Here is a 19144-nt window from a genome sequence, read left to right on the forward strand (position 1 = left end):
CCCATCACCATACAATCTGCCGAGGCGGTACCGAATCAATCGTCACCGGGCGCGGTATCTCCGCCGCCACCTCCTGCCACAGCTTCGTCAACGCCAGATCCCGCTGTCCAAACACCTCCTGCTGGCAGGTTGCCGCAGCCACCGCACCCACCCGGTTCATCACACCGCGCGGCCACAACTCCTCCAACAGCTCCCGGCCAGTAAACTCCCGGAACGGACCCGCGCCCGCATCCGTGAACTCGTCATCTCCCACCAACATGCTGGCAGACACATCGGCCGAATGAGTGAACGTGCCATTGGCGTAGTGGCTGCGGGGCATCCACCGCACTGGGCCATGCATATGGTCGAAGATCAACTCCCCATCCTCGCACTCCACCACACACCCGAAGAGCGGCTGGGAATGGTTATCGGGGTCCAGAGGCGCCATCCGGTTGTAGAGGCGAATGTCCACTGGGGTGCCGTCCCAATCCAGAGTGAGGTTATAGACCTGCTTATTCACACCCTGCTGGGCAATGTTTTCCCGCTGCAGAATGAGCCGTGGCAAGCCCGGCAGCATATCCGCCAGAATCGCCAGGATGGCATAGAAAATGTGGATGGATCCGCGTACTTCTACTGCCATAATGCGGGACTGCTTGCGTAGCGTGGACACACACCGCACCAGGTTCTGCACCGTCGGCAGGGTGGGGTAAAACGGGTTCACCGCATAGACAGGGTGTGCTACACCCGTGGCTGCCACCACCTGGCTGGGGGTGGCAGCACGGGCGGTATGAAGGTGTTGCACAATGGAGCTGGGGTGCACAGGGTGCTCCTGCAGCACCGATGTGCCGGACTGCAGGAAGAAGCGGGTGATGTCGTCGCCAGGTCCACCGGTTACCGCAGAACGGACCACCACACAGGCCAGCTCCACCTCCGGCAGGCCCGCCGCAGACAGGGAGGTGACGGGCTCCGTGAGATCCGGTAGCGGGTAGAAGGGGACGCCGAACCTGTCCGCCAGGGCGCGGGAGCGGTCCGAGCCGCGGGCCACAATGCCGGCCAACTCGACGGGACTGTCGGGGTGAGCAAGACCGCGGGAGTAGTGCAGGCCGAAGGTGCTGCCGACGACCAGTGCGCGGGGGCGGTGGGGGCGGGGGGAGGTGGTCATTAAAGCTCTCCTTCTTCGTCGTCGAGGGCGGTGTCACCCTGTCGGAGGGAGGTGGTGACGGTGGCGGGGTCCTTCATGATGTCCTCCCACCAGTAGTCGGTATCGGGAAGGTCCACCGGTAGACACACGCCGGCGGGAACGACGGGGGTGGCGGCAGTGGTGGGAGTGCCGGCGCCGTGAGGGGAAACGGGGTCGGGGGCGCCTGCCGTATTGCGATCCGTGGCAGGGCAACCCCCGACACCCGAGTTCAAGGATGGCTGCGCGGCACCCACACTGGGGCATGCCCGACGCAGCGCATACAGGGCGGCAATGGCCGTCACCGAGGCCGTCACCAAGAACGAATCCACGCATTCTAAGGTGGCATGCCACATCTCCGACGGGTCTGCCCTGTTCACTGGGTCCGAGCTGTTCACGGGATCCGAGCTGTTCATCGTGTCCGCCATGGACTCTCCCAGCGGGGTGTGGAACTCCCTCAAAGGGGCATCAGACAGTCCTGCGGAAACGGCGGTCCCTTCCATTCGGAAGTAGTGGCGGCGGCCGAAGTCGTCCATGCGGGCGGCCTCCATCACCTGTTCCACCGTGGCGTCGCCGGCGATCATCTTCTGGATTTCCAGCGTGGTCTTAGGGGCATCGCTGACGTTATGCCAGCGCACACTATGGGCCTGCGCGGCAGCCGCAGCAGCCGCCACCTCCCGGTCGCAGTGGGCGTGGGCCACCGCCGTGGGGGAGAACGTGGCAGCCACCTGCGCCAGGTAACTTTCGGGGAGGCAGGAGGCGCGAAGCTGGCCATCCACCCACTCTTTGCCCGCCCACAACATGCCGGAATTTACCGAGTCCACAAACTCGTGGAGGGCCGCTTCGGTGGTGGGTTGGGCACCACCCGAGTAGAGCTCCACCGTGGCGCCGGGGCCGGCAGCGCGCGCCAGCAGGCGCACCAGAATACCGGACAGACCAGGTTGGATGCCGGCACCAAGGATGAGGGGGACAGTGACGGCGGGGACGTCGGCGGGCTGGCCGGCGGGCGCAGTTGGGGTCTCCCCCACGGGTACTGACGCCTGCCCGGAGTGCGGATAGGTTGCGGGCAGGTCAGAGGTGGCCATAATCTCGGCGACCATGCTGTGGTCACCTGAGGGGTCCGCGTAGGCAATATTGTGGGTGAGGCAGTAGCGGGCCAAACGGGGCGTCACCACATAGCCTGGCCCAGCCGTGTTCACCAGCAGGTCCGCCCCCGTCAACGGCGCGCCCGGCCAGTCGGCAGGGTCCTGTTCAGCATCACAGCCGGCACACACCCGCACTTTGTGCTGTGGGTAGGCGGCACTGACTTCGGCGGCCACAGCCTCCAGGCGCTCTGTAGAGCGGCCGGTGAGACGCAGTTCCAGCGACACTGTCTGCGCAGTACCTGCCGGAGACTCGTCATCCCACCGACGGAGAAAATAGCGGAGGGCGGTGCGACCCACAGTGCCGGTGGAGCCGTTCCAGGCAATAACGGGAGACATTACTGGGCGTCTCCTTCCGCGGTGGCGCGAGCGGTGCGGGCGGCGGCGGGAGCAGCCTCGTCGGCCGCGGCGGCGCGTTCAGCGGCCAGGCGGGCAGCCACCTGCGGGTCATACATTTCAGCGAGCAGGTCGGCGACGCCGGGGGCGTTTTCGCCTTCCATGCAGGTGAAGTGGGTGCCCGGAATGGAGGTCACGCGCAGGTTGCCCAGGCAGTACTCCTCCCAGAAACTCTCCATGTCGTCGCCCAGCGTGGGGAGGAAATCAATATCGCCGGTGTTTCGCAGGAAGTGCACATCCCCTAGGTAGGGCAAGCCCTCCCAGGCGCCCACCGCCTGCAAACTGTGGTGGAACACCTCCGACACCTGCTCAATAAGCTCCACGCCACCCCGCTCCGGGTGCTTATCGGAGAGCAACTGGATGCGCTCGGTGTGGGTAGCCGGGGCGTTATCCCAGGCTTGCTTCACGGACGTGTCGCCGGCCTCATAGATGCAGCCCTCGGGAAGGGTGCGGCCATAGGTGGCGCGGACGGTGCGCAATGCCTCCCCCAAGGAGGCCTCATCGAAGCAGAGGCCCATATCCCGCGGGTCGATACCTAGAATGCGGGCCAGGGAGAAGTCCAACAGAATTGGGTCTGTCACCATGAATGGCATCCGGTAGGCGGAGATGGCCGCATAGTGGGCAATCTCCACGCCCGCCATCGCCAACTCCGGCACCATGGTGGCGCAGATCAGCCCACCCATGCAGTAGCCCACCACATGTAGCTTGGTGGGGCGCAGAGTGTCCAGCAGGTTGCGAGTGTAGCGGTGGGCGAGCAGCGCAAAGAGCTGCTGCGGGGCCACCTGTAGATAGGAGTCGTTGGGTTGCCGCTGGATACCGATAACCGGGGGGCGGTTCGGCTGCTTGGCCAGCTGGGCGAAGAGCGTCTCGTAAGGGGTGAGATTGCCGGTGCCGTCGTGAACGAAGAGGATGGCCTCCTCGGAGGGGTCGGTGCCGGCGTAGTTGCCGGTGCCCTCCATGACCACACTCCAGCAGTTGCCCTTGGGTTCGGGGAGGTCCCGTACGGAGAGGAAACCGTGCCCATCGGGGGTGACGGCCGGTGGTGCACCGGCAGGGGTGCCGGTACCGGCACGGGAGTCAACCGCGGCGCCACCAGCAGAGCCGCTAACAGCGCGAGTGCCAGCAGCGCTCCGCGAACCGGCCACAGCTGGGTCGGTAGCAGCGCCATGCGAACCCACAGTAGCCGCCTCTGCCGTAGCGGACTCATCACCCGCGTTGGCGGTGGTGATGACGGTGGCTACTGCACCAATGGTGGGGTCGGCCACCACTTCACGGAGCAGGTCATCCCAGCTGATCGCATCACCGCCGGGCACCTCACTGCGCATGCGGCCCACGCAGCGGGCCAACAGTAGCGAGTCACCGCCCAAGGAGAAGAAGTCATTGGCGGGGCTGAGGTGCATGTCCGGGTCGAGGGACAGTACGTCGTGCCAAACGGCGGCGATGGCCTCCTCCGTGGGGTTGAGCTCAGCGGCCACCCCGACGTCACCACTATGCTGCTGGTGCACATAGCTGGTGCAGAGTGCGGCCAGTGCCTTGCGGTCGACTTTGCCGTTATCGGTGAGGGGGATGCTGTCGGTGATGACGATGGTGGCGGGCACCATGTAGCTGGGGAGGAGTTCCCGGCAGGCGTCGATGAGCGGCTCGGCAGTGAGGTGACGGGTGTCGAGGGTGTCGGTGCGGCGCATCCACAGAACGTGGTTGTTGCCGAGTTCCATGATGTCACCCCGCGCCGGCCAATGTTTCACGGTGTGGAACGGCGAGTTGGCGATGGCCTCCTGCCACTGCACCAACGTCATAAACGCCGTCTTCGTCTCCCCACGCACATCCGTAAAAGCACTGGAAGACAAGCCTTCCTGGAACTCCACCGTGGACATCAACACCGGGCTAGGCACCGTGGACTCCGTCGCCGCCAACTGCCCGCCCGGCGCCAACATGCCGTGCAGGTTCGTCAACAACTGCACCATATTCGGGCAGTTGTGGAACACGTTGACCCCAATAAGCAGGTCGATGGACGCATCCGCAATGCCCTGTTCCGTATGCGGGCGGTTGATGTCAAAGATCTGATACTGCAACTCCGGCCACAGCTCACGAGCCGTATCGAGGAAGAACGTGGTGAGATCCGAGAAAATGTACTCCACCGTGGGAACACCATTCTCGTCCGGGGTAAACGCGTCCACGGACCGTAGCCACTCCACAATGGAGGCAGTGGACGCACCCACGCCGGCTCCCGCTTCCATAATGCGCAGCGGGCGCAGCTCCGGGTTCTCCACAACCTGCCGGACGCGGGCCTTCACCCCCGCCACCAGCACCGTATTGAGGTAGCGGCTGGAAAGATTCTCGGCGTACACCGCGCGGGCCACATCCATATTGCCCTCCGGGAACAGAACAGCCTTGGCGTCTAGCTCCCCGGTGCACAGTCGGTGAATGTTGTCGGTGCAGGTACGAACAAACTGCAGCATGCCGGCACCATAGTGGGTGCGCTCCTCCAACTCATCCACGTGCCGCCAGAGTTCCTCGGTGGTGACGGCAGGGTCTCCCAGCGGGGAGGCGTCGGCCAGGGTAATGGCCGGTTCGGGGGTGGTGACGGCTGCCGATACGCTGGCGGCCGGAGCCGGTGTGGTGGCGGCACCGGTGGGCTGCCAGCCGCGCTCCACCAACGTCCGATACCAGCGATCCAGCCGGTCATCCTGCTGGAGCTCCGACACAGACTGAGTCTGCAACGCCAACTCCACCTCGCCGGCCATCGCCCGCAACGCAATCATGTCCAGGGTAGCGGAGAGGCTGCGCAGTGCCCTCTCCTCCACCGTCGCCCGGAACTCATCAGCTGTCGCCGTCATCTCCGCGCACTGCTGCGCGAACACCGCCTCCCGCTGAGCGGCCAGCTCCGGGTCGTGGGCGGGGGTGACGACTGCCGCCACCTGGTAGGCACCCGAGTGTACATCCTGGTGCACCAGCGAGAACGCCTGATCCACCTGCTCCTGGCCGCGCAACGCAGCGTCAATCTCCCCTAACTCGATGCGGTGGCCACGAATCTTCACCTGGCCATCCACCCGCCCCAGGAACTCAATCTCCCCATTGGGGAGGTAACGGCCGTGGTCGCCGGTACGGTAGGCACGCTCGCCATGATCCGGCTCGGTAAAGAAAGCGGCGGCGGTACGGTCCGAGTCGCCGAAGTAGCCGACGGCCACCCCGTCACCACCAATGGTGATCTCCCCAATCTGGCCGGGGACACAGTCCTCCTGGTCGGCGTTGAGAATCCACATGCCCTGGTTACGCAGACCGCGACCGTAGGGCACAGAGGCCTCGATCTCGTCGCCCACCATCACCTCGTGGAGGTTGGACCAGATGGACCCTTCGGTGGCGCCACCCATGGCGAAGAAGCGCAGGCCGGGGGCATCAGTCTGGATGTCCAACGGCTGGGTGACAGGGATCCAGTCACCGGAGAGCAGCGCTGCACGCAAGGGCAGAGCATTAGGGTTCTGCTTCGCAGACAACCCCAGCGGCTCCCGAGTTTCCGCCAGCAGGTCCGTGACCAGCTGCAACTGGGCCGGAACCGAGTTCCAGATAGTGATGCCGTGCAGACGAATGTCCCGTACCCAGGCCAGCGGATCCGCCAACGTGCCACAGGAGGGGAACACCACGCGCCCACCCCGACCCAGCAGGCCGAAGACGTTGTAGACCGCGAGGTCGAAGGAGTAGCGAGACACAGCCAGCACAGCGTCCTGGGCGTTAACGCCCAGATTGTCGTTAATGGCATCGATGGTGGTGCGGGCCTGCTCGTGGGCGATCACCACACCCTTCGGAGTGCCGGTAGAGCCGGAGGTGAAGATGATGTACGCCACCTCGCTGGGATCCCCGGCGGTTGCGGCCACCTGAGCGAGGAGGTCGGCGGGAAGGTCCTGTGCGGTGACGGCGGCCAGACCAGAGGGTGCAATCGCACCAGCAGGCACATCTGCACTGTCAGCTGCGGGCAAGGACGCCACAGCCTGCTGGTAGGCCGCAGCCACAGCCGCCTCATCCAGTACCAGCGGGGTGTCCATCCCGGCAGCGGCAGCCTGAGTGGCCAGCTGCTCCACAATGCCCGCCCGGCGCGCCTCCGGCCAGGCAGTATCCAATGGCACATAGGCACCACCGGCCATGAGAACCGCCAACTGGGCGGCCACCTGGTCGCGGCCTGCCGGCAACGCCAGCGCCACCGGCTCCCCCGACTGCAAGGGGCGCAACGTAGCACCAATGGCCAGGGCAAGGTTAAGGAGCTGGCGGTAGGTTACCTCTCCCCGCGCGCTGGCCCCCGCCAGCCGGGACTCGTCACCCTCCTGCGCCATGGACCCGACCAGCACCGAATCCGCCAACCCCGGATCGACCAGCGCGGGATCGACCACAGCCACCGCATCCGGGTGCGCCAACGCCTGCTCCACAATGGGCCCATGCAACGTCCCCAACACGCCTGTCGTAGGCTGGCTCGAAGCCACCCGCGCAATAGCGGGGATCGTGCGCCGAGCTAACCCGTCACCCTCCCACGCGGCCTCTGCCACCGCAGCATCGTCGCTCAACAGCGCCCGCACCAGGGCAATGTAGTCGGAGTAGGCGGCATCCAGCACACTGGCAGAGAACGCACCATCGCGGGTATCCCAGTCGATACTGATGCCCGCCCCCTGCGGGGAAAGCTGCACATCCATCAACACCTGCGGGGTCTGCGAAATACCAGACCCCACACGCGGAATGAGCACCTCCGACTCCGTATCCGCGGCAGCCCCCACCGTGGAGGTAATAACAATGGGCGTAAAGAAATTGTCCTGGCCAGTATGGCGGCCAATCATGCGGGCCACCTCAGTACCCGGAACCGCTGTGTGGTCCAGCGACTCGAAGAGGTCCACCTGCACCTGCTGCGCATTCGCGGCGAAACTCTGGTGACGGTCATTACCCAGCGGCAACAGGGCGGTGGAGGTGAAGTCGCCCACAATGCGGTTCACATCCGGGGCGAACGGCTGGCGGGCCAACACCGTCAAGGTGACAAGCCCCGCATCCAAGCCCGTGTAGCGGCGAAGTACCCGGCCTAGCGCCGCCATCAGTACCGCCGACGGGGTAAGGCCACGCTGCTGAGCGCGCGCAGTGAAGGCCGCCCACTCCGCCGGGCTGAGCGAGGTGGAGTGGCGCGAGTAGTGAGGAATTTCCTGCCCATCCAGCGTGATGGTGGAGCTGCGCAGCACCTCCGGGCGGGCTTCCGCCGACAGCGCAAAGGCCGGGGGCAGACTATCCAGGCGGTCCGTCCACCACTGCCGGTCCCGCTCGCGGCGACGCTTCCCAGCCGGGGACTCCATCGCCAACTTCTCCGACTGGAGGTAGTCGCGGAACGTTAGGCTTGGTGCTGGCGGCGGGGTATCCGGGTGGCGGAGCGCCTGCTCCATGTCCGCGAAGATGACGGACAGACCGAGGAAATCGGTGAGCAGAAGGTCCACAGACACATGCAGTACCGTGTCGGCGGGGCCGACAGTAACCACGGCATCGATAAGAGGCTGGCCGGCGGTAATGTCGTACACCTTATTACGGTAGGTGGCGGCAATGCTGGCACGCTGGGCGGCAACGGCGGACCCGTCCCTCTCCTCGCGTAGGTCAAACACCTGCAGCGGCACCTGTAGCGCCGGGTTGGAGCGCTGCCACCCGTCCGGATGCACTTCGCACTTCATCATCGGGTGGGCGGCCACTACCGCATCCCAAGCGGCAGTGAGCTGCGCGGGCGTGTAGCCACCCTCCACTGTAAATTCGGTGTAGCCGTGGCAGCCCACCCCACCGTGCTCGAAGGCGTTGGTACGGCCCACCAGGTAGCTGGCTTGGACGTCTGTCAGCGGGAAGGGTGCGGTGGCGTTGGCATCATCGCGGATGATGGTGCCACGCTGCAACGCCTCGATGATGGCCGGTTTATTAGCGCTGACGGCCTGCTTCAGTGCGGCGGTGAAGGCACCAGCGGGGGCACGGAATTTGAGGGCTCCGTTGTCTGTCCAGAGTTCAATGCGGCGAGCGGCGAGCTCGTCGAGGAGTTCGGGGATGTTCACAGAGTTCCTTCTTCAAGGTCGGCATCAGCAAGGGAAGAGTCGGCCTGGTCGCCGCCATGTGGCAGGGTGCCCACAACAACGCCGGCACCGGCCCGATCTGGGGAGCCGGGCGAGTTGGGGTAGTCGTCCAGTTCGCCCACCTCCGTGGCGGTTGCGGCCGGCATGGCGGACACGGCCTGCAGGTAGTCACGCAACGTTGGGTTAGTGAGGAGGATACGAAGGTCCACTTCGCGCCCGGTGGTGTCCTGCACTTGGCGGGTCACCATGGTGGCGCGCAGGGAGTCCCCACCCTCTTTAAAGAAGTTGCTGTCGAGGGTGACAGCGACACCCTCCAGGGCGGCCTCCCAGAGGGGGGCGATCTGCGCGTAGAGGTCTGCGGCCGGGCCGGTGAGGTCGGCGGCGGAGGCAGCTGTGACAGGGGTGGTATCCGCGGTGGGCTGGTCAGCTAGGACTGTCGCCGGGTTGGCGGCGGGGGACGTCGCCAGCTGGTCGGCGGAGGCGGTTATCGAGGCGGCGGCACCAGCAACACCGCCTGCAGCAGCAGCTCCGTCACCAACACCATCAGCGGCAGCCTGTGCACCATGCACACGTTCCGCACAGTCACAGATACGCTGTGCCACTGCACTAATAGCATCCTGCACCCGCTGCGCGTCCAGTGCTTGGGTAACGTAATCGGCCGTCAGGTGGAGGCCCTTCACATCTTCATGCACCTGCAAGTCCAACAGGGTCTGTGGAGTCTGCGAACGGACGCGGCCCAGCGTGCCAAAACTGAAGTCGGTGGTGGACACACCGTCCGCCACCAAACCCAGGCCGCAGGTGAATACCACCGGCAGCATGGAGGCATACGGGTCGCCTGTCAGCTGCAAGAGTTCACGCTGCACCCACAGGGCGCCGGCGGCATCATAGTCTCGCACACTCGCCAGGGTCTGCTGGATGGCACGCGCCACCTTTGCGAGACTGTCGCCCGGCAGCACCCGGCAGGCAACCGGGGTCAGCGAGGTGAAGTCCCCCACCACCCGGTTCACACCCGGCACCGACATATCCCGGTCAAAGAGAGTGACGTTGACGGTGAAGTCACTGCTTCCCGACCACTGCCCCAACTCCACTGCGTAGGCGGCCAACACCAGGCTGGCGGCGGTAACCCGGGACTGCTTCGCGGCCTGCTGGGCGGCGGCCCACAGTTCGGCCGGCACATCGGCGGATACACGATCGATCTTCGGCTCCCGGATGGCCACCACCTGGGCGCGCTCGGCGATCTGTGGGGCGGCTGGCAGGGTTGCTACTTCGCTACTCCAATAGGCGCGTGCCTCGGCTACCCGGTGAGCGGCAGCCGGGTCGGTGATGTCGGCGGGATCCAGGGCCTCCTGGTGGGTAGCCAAATAGGCACCGAAGGAGAGGCTTTCCTGCGGGAGGCTGGCCGGCTGGCCGGCAGCCAGTTCCCGGTAGGTGGCGTCGATTTCCTGCAGCACCAGCATCATGCTGGCGCCGTCCAGGATGAGGTTATCCATGCCGATGGAAATGGTGACGGGTCCCGGCACGTCGGCGGGGCTCAGGCGCACCACCATGCCCACCTGCTGGGTGGGGTCGGGGGTTTCTGCCTCGGTGGCTGCCCGCGGGTCCTCCACGGTGGTGAGGATGTGGGCGGGGGTGGCCGGTTGGATGGTGGCCTGGCCGTCCACAATGAGGGCGCGGAGCTCGTCGTGCGCATCCACCACGGTGGTGATGGCCTGGGCGAACGCCGTGCGGTCGAGGCTGGTGGTGGTGAACTCGTAGTAGCAGTGGGAGGCCACGCCGCCCAGAATGTGGGCGTCGGACCGGCCGGCTAGGTAGGCCTGCTGCACACCGGTTAGGGGGTGCGTGGCCGGGTGAGAGTCGTCGGCGGCACCGTCACCATCCGTATCCACCGTCACCCTCTCCATCTTGGACAGGAGCACTGCCAGCTCACTAAGTTCCGGCGTATTGAAGAGATCCACCAGACGCAACGTCTGGTAGCCGGCCTGCTTCAACTGCTGTAGCACTCGGGTGGCCGCTAACGAATCCCCACCTAGGGCGAAGAAGTCCGCGGAAAGGTTTGCCGGGTTTTCCACCTGCAGGCTGGCGGCATCGGGTAGCACACTGTGCCACGCCTCCAGCACCGTGCGGGCGGCTGCCAGTTCCTCCGGCGACAGCTCCGGTTCCGGCAGGCCACTGCCTGCCGCAGTATCCGCGTGGAGCGGGCACAGCTCCGCGGCGGTCGCCTCCTCTCGCTTCCCCTGCAGCACACAAATGTAGCTGGCGGGGGTAGACATGGCGTAGGGCTGCCAGCCGGCGGTGGTCAGGTTCATCCACCACTGGCCCGCATTCTGCAGTACCGTGGCGGCAGATTCCAGCAGCGTCGGGTCGATGACGGCGGCACTCACCAGGGCAGCATCGGACAGCTCGGTGGTCTCCACCACCACAACTTCCGCCTCCCGCAGGGTGGGCACCTGCGCCACATCCCGCACCAGGCGCGGGTCGCGGTGGAGGGACCCCACCGCCAGCACCACGTCTGCGGGAATATCGGAGAGGGCCTCCAGGGGCATTTCATTGTGGGTGGTGGCGGATTTCCGCCAGTGCGCATCCCGCTCCACGGACTGCCAGGACACGTCAACACTCGCCCCGGCGGCACCCGTGGGGGTCAACTCCCGCTCGATGAGTGTGCGGACCAGCCCCGTACCGGACCCCAACTCGACAACGGACACGGGCCTCCCCAGCTGCTCGGCTTTCTGGGCCAGCAGGTGGGCAATATCGGTGACGATGCTGGCGGCCGCCGGGTCGTGCACCAGCAGCGCCTGCGGGCTCAGTACCGGGTGGCCAATGATGTCCGTGGCGTCGAAACCACCACAGAGCGCGTCGGCCAGCCAGGTGCCGGTCCGGCGGGCATCGGCGGTGAGAGGCGCCTGCGCTACGTCCACATCCTGCACCCGGTTGCGCCACAGTTCCACCAACGGCACATACTGCGGCAGCGGGGTGCGGGACGGCGTGTGCTGGATGCCCTCCGTATGCGTATCCAGGTGTTCTAGGGCCGCAGCCATAATCTGCTGCGGGCTGGGGGGCTGGCTGGTGGCGAGCTGCTGGGCGAGGTCGGCCAGCTCGGTGTCGAGCTCGTTGGGGGCAGGGTCGGCGCTGAACGCCGTTACCTGGTCCACAAAGCGGGTGAAGAGGTGGTGGAGGCGCTGCGCGTGCACATACTCCACCGGGTAGTCCCAGCGCAGTTCCAGCTGGTCGCCCACCATGCTAACCTGGCAGTCCAGTTGCACACCGGGGGTACGGGTGAGGACCCAACTGGGGGTGAGGGTACCACTGCGGTGGAGGGCGGCCACACCGGTAGTGGAGGTAAAGACCACCGGGTAGGCGGCGCGCCCGGCGCGGGCAATGTCCCTGCTGTTGGGGAGGGTGCCGTCGCCGATATGCCCCAAGGTGCGGTGGACGTCGGTGACGGAGCTTTCCGTACCCAAGGTACAGAGGGCAAGTTCGGTGAAGTTGCCGAGGACCTCCCGGCTGCCTTGCTGGGCGGTGTTGGTGCTGGGCCGCTGCGAGATCGGCACGCTGATACCGCACACGTCGAGGCCACTGGAGGCGGCGATGACGGCACCGTAGGCCTGGAGGACCACGGCGGAGACGGTGACGCCGGCGTGGGCGGCGGCGGTCTGCAGGGCGCGGGTGTCTGCCACGGACAGCTGGGTGTGCAGGGAGGAGAAGCGGGCGTCGCTGGTAGCGGTCCACTTTTTGGTGGTGACGGGGAGGCTGGGGGCGGGCGGCAGCTGCTGGGGGCGGGCGTCTGCAGAGTAGCCGGTGGCGTGATCGGCAGAGTAGCCGACTGTCCCGGCGGCTAGCTCCCGCTGCACATACTCGTAGAAGGGTTGAGCTGACGGGTCCACCGGGAATGTGTCGGCCGCTCCCTCGTAGCGATCCAGGATGGTGTTGAAGAGAACGCCAATCGAACGGGCATCCAGCCCCAGGTAGTTCATGGAGAGGCCCACGTGGGTGGTGAGGCCCTCTACCGCAACCACCTGCACCATCGGCACCGCATCGAGGGGGATGCGCTGGCCGGAAAGTTCCGCACGGAGGGCGGCCAGGGCGGCCTCCACCCCACTGTCGGTGGTGAGGTCCGCGCCAGTGGGGGCGCGGAGGGTGAGCACCGGCGCGGCAGCCGGAACAGTGGCCGCATCCACAACAGCTTGTTCGTTATCGCCGGAGCGGACGCAGCGCAGCGGTTCCCAGGCGGCGGTGAGCTCGGCGATGAGAGTGGCGAAGCGCTGCGGGTCCAGGGCGGAGCCGTCACCACTGGAGATGATGACGCCCACTGCGGGGGTGGTGCAGGTGATGCCGCGGACTCCATCGGCACCGAGGGCGTAGGCCTGTTGGAGACTGGTGAGGGGGAAACTAGTGCCACTCAGCGGGGTGGCTGTGGGGGCCGCCGGTTCCGAGACGGCGGTAGGCGCCACGGTAGTCGGGGCAGCTGGGGCGACGGCCGAGGCGGCTGCCGGGGCTGCATCTTGGGTGGCAGTTGGGGTGGCGGTGAGCTTACCGCGGGCCCGCACAATGAAGGCTTCTAGCGTGGGTGCGGCGAACAGGTCCGCCACCGTCACCTGGCAGCCTGCCTGCACAAGCGAAGTGGCAACAGTGGTGGCGGCCAACGAATCTCCGCCCAAGGCGAAGAAGTTCACCGGCTGGGTACCGGCTCGTTCGGCTGCCAACTGGGTGGCAAGCACTTCCGGTTCCTCTCCCAGGACAGCCGCCCACGCATTGACAACCTGCTGCTCGAAACTGTCCAGCTGCGGGACGCCCACTACACCGGGCGTGTTTTCCGCGGCGATGGTACTACCGTCCGCGCGGGCAGCGGTAGCGCTAACAGTGGCGCCAGCAGTGCCAACGGTCGGGGCACTTGTGGCGCCGGCGATCGGGGTCTCCGTAGCTGCCGCGGCACCCTTATGGCCGGTAGCCTGCTCATGCTGGTAGCTTTCCAACTCGGTCGCCAACAGGCGCCGGTCAATCTTCCCATTCGGGGTATGTGGCAGGCTCTCCCGCGGCATCACCACCGCCGGCACCATATAGTCCGGCAGTTTGGTTGCCAGCTGCGCCCGTAAATGGGCCGGGTCCGCCAACTGCACCTCTGCAGCCACCGCAGCAGCCCCATCCGCAGAGCCAGGCTCGGAGCCAGGCTTAGCGCCAGTCGCACCCGTCACCAACACCGCACCCAAGGCGGAATTCTTCCGGATTGGCACCACAATAGCGGTTTCCACCCCGGTCAAGGCGCGGCAGGCGTGCTCCACCTCGCCGCACTCCACCCGGTGGCCACGAATCTTCACCTGGGTATCCATGCGGCCCACAAAGAAGATCAACCCATCCGTGTGGTACTCGCCCAGATCTCCGGTACGGTACCAGTGCTCGCCCTGCTCATCCATCGGGTAGCGTTCCGCGGTCAACTCCGGCTGGCCAAAGTAGCCTGCGGCTACCCCGGCGCCACCAATCCACAGCTCACCCGGCACATAGTCCGGCTGGTCGGGGAAACCGGGCACATTCGGGTTCACCACCCGGTACTTTTGGCCGGTCAGTGGGCCACCGTAGGGAATGGACGTCCAGTCTGCGGGGAAGTCCACATCCGTCACCACATACTCGTTGGACCAGATGGACCCCTCCGTCGCCCCACCCATCGAAATGCAGGTGGCGTCCGGGCTGATGGTGGCCAGGCGTTTCGGCAGATCCATGGCGATCCAATCGCCGGAGAAGTAGAAGCGGCGCAGGCTCGGTAGCTGGCTGCCCAGGGCAGCTGCATAGAGCATTTCGCCCAGCCCCGGCACGGTATTCCAGATGGTGACGCGGAAACGCTTCACCAGGTCGGCCCAGCGGAAGGCATCACGGCGGGATTCGTCACCAATGCACACAATGGTGCCGCCGGCGGCGAGCATACCGAAAATGTCGTAGACGGACAGGTCAAATTCCAGAGCGGAGATGGCCAAACAGTTGTCCTTGGCAGTCACCTGGTTGCGGGCATTGACGTCCAGGCAAGTGTTGAGTGCACTGTAGTGGCGAATCGCCACCCCCTTCGGGGTGCCGGTAGAGCCCGACGTGTAGATGATGTAGGCCAGCTCGTTCGCCTCCACCACCCGCGGAATAGCCTGGTGGCAGGTGGGGCGGGGACGTCCACCCAGCTCGTCGGAGATCAACTCCGCCATATCCTCCCGGCGCAGCACAATCTCCATCCCCGCGGAGTTCGCGATAGCGCGCAAGCGTTCCTCCGGCTGGTGCAGGCCAATGGGTAGGTAGGTGCAGCCGGCATACAGCACACCTAGGGTAGCGATCACCTGGCAGGGGCCCTTCGGCAGCTGGATGCCGATGACCTGGTTGGGGCGGGTGAGCGGGATCAGCTTGGCGGCCAGGCGGCGGGCCATACAGTCCAGCTCCTGGTAGGTGAGGTAGCCGCGGCGGTTATAGCCCAGGGGGTCGCCGGCGGTTTTGTCGGCGGGCTGGTCCTCTGGCGCCCACACTACGGCCACCGCCTTGGGCTGCTTCTGCACGTTCTCCCGGAAGGGGGTGTAGAGGAGGCTGCTGGTGGTGACGGGGGCACTGCTGTTGGCTGCCTCCCGCTGGGTGCGGGTGGCGGCGGGGAGCGGTATCAGGTCGATGAGGGGGCGTTGGGCTAGCTGCTGGGGGTGGCCGGCGCACTGCAGGGTGATGAGGTCCACCAGCGCCTGGAACATTTGGGCGGCGACGTCGGCGCGGATACCGTCGGTGCGGATGTCGCAGGAGAGCGTTACGTGCCCAGACACGTTCACCACCTGGCAGTCGATGAGCACCTGGGGGGTGGTGGAGCGCAGTTCGGTGGGGGCGCCCAGCACGCTGAGGGGTTCGGCCAGGAGCGGGCGGTCCGCCGAGTAGGTGAAGATGAAGGGCGACAGGCCGGTGTGTCCGGCGGGGGAGGCGAGGGCGTGGCGCAGTTCGACCCCCAGTGGGGTGGGGTTAGCGATTCCGGCGCGGAGGTCTGTGCGGACGGCGACGAGGGTGTCTGCCCAGGGGCCGCCGAGGGTGCAGTGGGCGCGGTGGGCGACAGCGATGGTGCGTTCGGCCACATGCCCGGGCTGCGGAGCATTAATGGTGGTGAGGGTGACGAGGAAGTCGTCCCGGCTGGACCAGCGGCGCAGGATGGCGTCATAGCAGGCGAGGGTGATCCCGGCGGGGGTGGTGCCGAGGGTACGGGCGGTGGCGCTGAGGGCCTGCCACTGAGGGGTGGTGAACGCGTGGGTAAAGCGGGTGACCTGCGGGTTGGGGTGGGTGCTGCCGGTGTCGAGGGTGGGGACGTCGGGGGGCAACGGGAGGCCGCGGGCTGGGATGGGGGCGGCGGCGGGGTTGGGGGTGGTGCCAGCGGCGTCTGAAGTGATGCTGCCGGCAGGGTGATGGGTTCCGGCGCGTTCGGCGGCTGCCCGGCCGGTAGCGGTGTGGTGGGCGTGCGGCGGGAAGGCGCGCTCGGTGTCCCCCTGGAGGGCGGCATCGAGGCGCGCGAGAATCTCGCCTACGCCCACAATGTCGGCCGCGATAAGCGAGAGGGCGACGTGCACGGTGGTGGTGCCATCGGGGAGGGTGCTGACGGCCAGCGCCCAGTTTTCCCCCTGCGGGGTGTCGAAGTGGCGGTGCAGGTAGACGTGGCGAAGTTCTTCCCGGGCGGCGGCTAGCTGGTCGGCGGCCACACCGGTGAGGTCAATGACGGCGACGTCGGGAGCTGGGCGGTCAGCGTAGCAGGTGGTCTCAGTGGTGGGGAGGGCGGTGTGAAGGGCCGGTTCTTGGTCGACAAGGGTGACGGCCTCACGGAGGGCGGCGTAGAAGTCTGCGGGGGTGAGAGTGCCCAGGTTGGGCTGGAATTCGGCGTAGGCCAGGCAGTCGATGCCACCCCAGGGTTGGCTGGGGTCTGCCCCTACCAGGTAGGACTTTTGCAGGTCTGTGGGGGTGCTGATGGCTGCGTCAGGGGCTGCGTTGGCGGCACCATCGGGACGGGTGATGCTGGTGGTAGCGGTGCCCGCACTGGTGTTCGCAGCGTCACCACCCTGGGTGCCGTCCGCGGCATCACCTTGCTGTGCGGTGGCTGCGGCGGCCAGGTCGTAGAGGTCCATCCAGGCGCCGACAGTAGGGTTCTCCCACACTTCTACCGGGTCTAGGGTGTGCCCAGTATGGCCAGCCCAGCTGAGAAATTCGTTGACGGCCAGCGAAGTGAGGCCCAACTCGGAGACATCAGCACGCAGGTCGACGGCGTCCGGCGGGCAGCTCAGCTGGTCGGCCAGTTGCACCACTACCGGATGCTGGGTGAGGTCGGTTGCTGCTGCGGCGGCGCTGTTCCTACTGCCGGCTTCCCCGTCAGGGTCCTCACTGTCGGCACCCTCGGCACCGTCATCGCTGCCATTGCTCGCGCCGCTAGTGCCGCGCCCGCCCGCATTGGCGTAGTGCGCGGTGGAGCTGTCTCCCTGCTGCTTAGCCAGAATCTGCAATGCCAACTGTGCCACCTCGCCGCGGGCGATCTTGCCGGAGCTCGTACGCGGAAGGGCATTGTCGGTCCACAGCACTGTGGCGGGTTGTTTGCCGATGGAGCGGGCGATGGCGCGGGACAGGAGGCCCGAGTAGGCGGTGCGGTCAAGAGTGTCGATGTCGGCGGCTTCTCCCATCACCAGGTACCAGGGACCGTCGATGTCGGGCTGGGTGGCGCAGCATTGTGCGGTGGTGAAGCCCAGGTTGGCGGTGGCTACCAGCTCTTCGATGTCGCTGGGGAAGTAGTTTTCGCCGCCCACAATAATGGTGTTGGAGAGGCGCCCGGAGATGTAGAGGTTGCCGTCGCAGAGGAAGCCGTAGTCGCCGGTGCGCAGGTAGGGGCCGTCATCGTCGGCGGTGCGAGCGTGGAAGGTGGCGTCGGTAAGGGCAGGGTTGCCCAGGTAGCCGGCGGCCACATCGCCGCGGAACCACACTTCGCCCACCTGGCAATCGCCCAGCACCTGGCAGGTGTCGGGGTTGACGATGCGCATGTCGCCACCGAAGAAGTTGTCTCCCACCGAGTAGAGGGTGCGTTGGGCGGGGTCGTTCGGGTTCAGGTCGGCGGGGACGATCTGGCCGCGGGCGGCGGTGGGGGCGTCGAAGTGGACGCAGACGGCTTCCCGCGGGCCCGGGTGGCCGGACATGGCGAGGCCACCTTCGGCCAGACCGTACATGGGGGTGAGGGTGGTGGAGGTCCATCCGCATTCCCCGAAGGTGGCGGCGAGGAGGGGTTGGGTGGTGGTGTTGACGGGTTCGGAACCGTCAACGGCCAGGCGGAGGCTGGAGAAGTCCAGTCCGGCGCGGCGGGCGGGGTCCTGGTAGAGGCCGCAGATAGTGCGCCACATGGTGTCGGGGGCGGCCGTCATCCCGCACTTGTAGGTGCTCATGGCGTTGACCCAGATGGTGGGGTTTTTGGCGAAGAGGGCGGTGGGGATGTAGCCGGCGCAGCCGCCGAGGCAGAGGATGTCGAAGATGCCCCAGACGATGCCCATGTCGTGGTGGAGGGGGAGCCAGGAGATGGAGACGGGCGGGGTGTCGCTGTTCCAGGTGATGCGCATGACGTCGAGCTGCCAGAGGATGCAGCGGTAGGTGTCGAGGACGCCCTTGGGTTTGCCGGTGGAGCCGGAGGAGTACTGCACGTAGACGACGGTGTCGGGGCCGACAGGGTGGGGGGCGAGGTCGTCCAGGCTGGCGGGCAGGTGGGGGTGGGTGGGCCGCTGGTAGTGGGGGGTGAGGACGGTGAGGCCGGGGAGCAGGGTGGTGTCGCTCTGTTGGTGGGTGACGAGTTCCTGCTGTTTGGCGGGGGTGGTGAGGAGTGCAGCCGGGCCGCAGTTGGCGGCGATGTGCCGGAGGGTGGGGATGCCGGCGGCGAGCGGGGCTTCGGGGGTGACGGGGACGGAGACGGGTTGGGCACCGATGGTGATGAGGGCCCAGAAGGTGAGGAGGTAGTCTGCGCTGGCGGGGAGGATCATCATGACGCGGTCGCCGGCGGTGATGCCGGCAGCGCGGAGGTCTGCTTGCGCGGTGGAGATTCCGTGGAGGAATTCTGCCCAGGTCCACTCATCAACGTCGTCCGGGGTGGTGCCGGTGATGAAGCGGAGTGCTATGTCGTTGGGGGTCTGTTGGGTTTTCTCCCAGAGGGGGGAGACCAGGGGGTTGGACGCGTATAGCTGGGCAGAGTTGTCACCGAGGTTAGACACGATTAATAAACCCTCTCTATTAATTGTTGTAGGTTAGCCTCACCTAATATAGACCGAGGGACAGAGTGAGACAATACCTATTCAGTTCGCCTGAAAATATCCCTATAGAGCTATCATAGAAACCCTTAAAAACCTTATGCGAACAGGCTTTTATGAACTATT

Annotated in this window: 4 protein-coding genes; all 4 read right to left on the reverse strand. The window is 66.2% G+C overall.

What is annotated here, in order from left to right; translation table 11 throughout:
• Positions 1-4 precede the first annotated feature (4 nt).
• Genes IY73_RS03985 through IY73_RS04000 form a run of 4 tightly spaced genes read right to left on the reverse strand, consistent with a single transcriptional unit; the run spans position 5 to position 18982 of the window.
• The gene (locus tag IY73_RS03985) at positions 5-1141 is read right to left on the reverse strand and encodes a Gfo/Idh/MocA family oxidoreductase (RefSeq protein ID WP_053978876.1); all 1137 of its coding nucleotides are present in this window, start codon (positions 1139-1141) and stop codon (positions 5-7) included.
• Complete coding sequence (locus tag IY73_RS08245; protein ID WP_053978877.1) at positions 1141-2637, reverse strand: hypothetical protein; 1497 nt, start codon at positions 2635-2637, stop codon at positions 1141-1143. The genes IY73_RS03985 and IY73_RS08245 overlap by 1 nt, the downstream gene beginning before the upstream one ends.
• Positions 2637-8747 carry a non-ribosomal peptide synthetase gene (locus IY73_RS03995; protein WP_053978878.1) on the reverse strand — a complete coding sequence of 2037 codons (6111 nt, stop codon included), beginning with the start codon at positions 8745-8747 and terminating at the stop codon, positions 2637-2639. Before IY73_RS03995 ends, IY73_RS08245 begins: the two co-directional genes overlap by 1 nt.
• The gene (locus IY73_RS04000; protein WP_053978879.1) at positions 8744-18982 is read right to left on the reverse strand and encodes a non-ribosomal peptide synthetase; all 10239 of its coding nucleotides are present in this window, start codon (positions 18980-18982) and stop codon (positions 8744-8746) included. Before IY73_RS04000 ends, IY73_RS03995 begins: the two co-directional genes overlap by 4 nt.
• Positions 18983-19144: the final 162 nt, after the last annotated feature.

Origin of the sequence: Lawsonella clevelandensis (assembly GCF_001293125.1) — a bacterium.
Classification (GTDB): Bacteria; Actinomycetota; Actinomycetes; order Mycobacteriales; family Mycobacteriaceae; genus Lawsonella; species Lawsonella clevelandensis.

Excerpts from the sequence above, each read along its gene's own strand:
- IY73_RS08245 (WP_053978877.1), bottom strand. The coding sequence starts at position 2,637 with ATGTCTCCCGTTATTGCCTGGAACGGCTCCACCGGCACTGTGGGTCGC.
- IY73_RS03985 (WP_053978876.1), bottom strand. The coding sequence starts at position 1,141 with ATGACCACCTCCCCCCGCCCCCACCGCCCCCGCGCACTGGTCGTCGGC.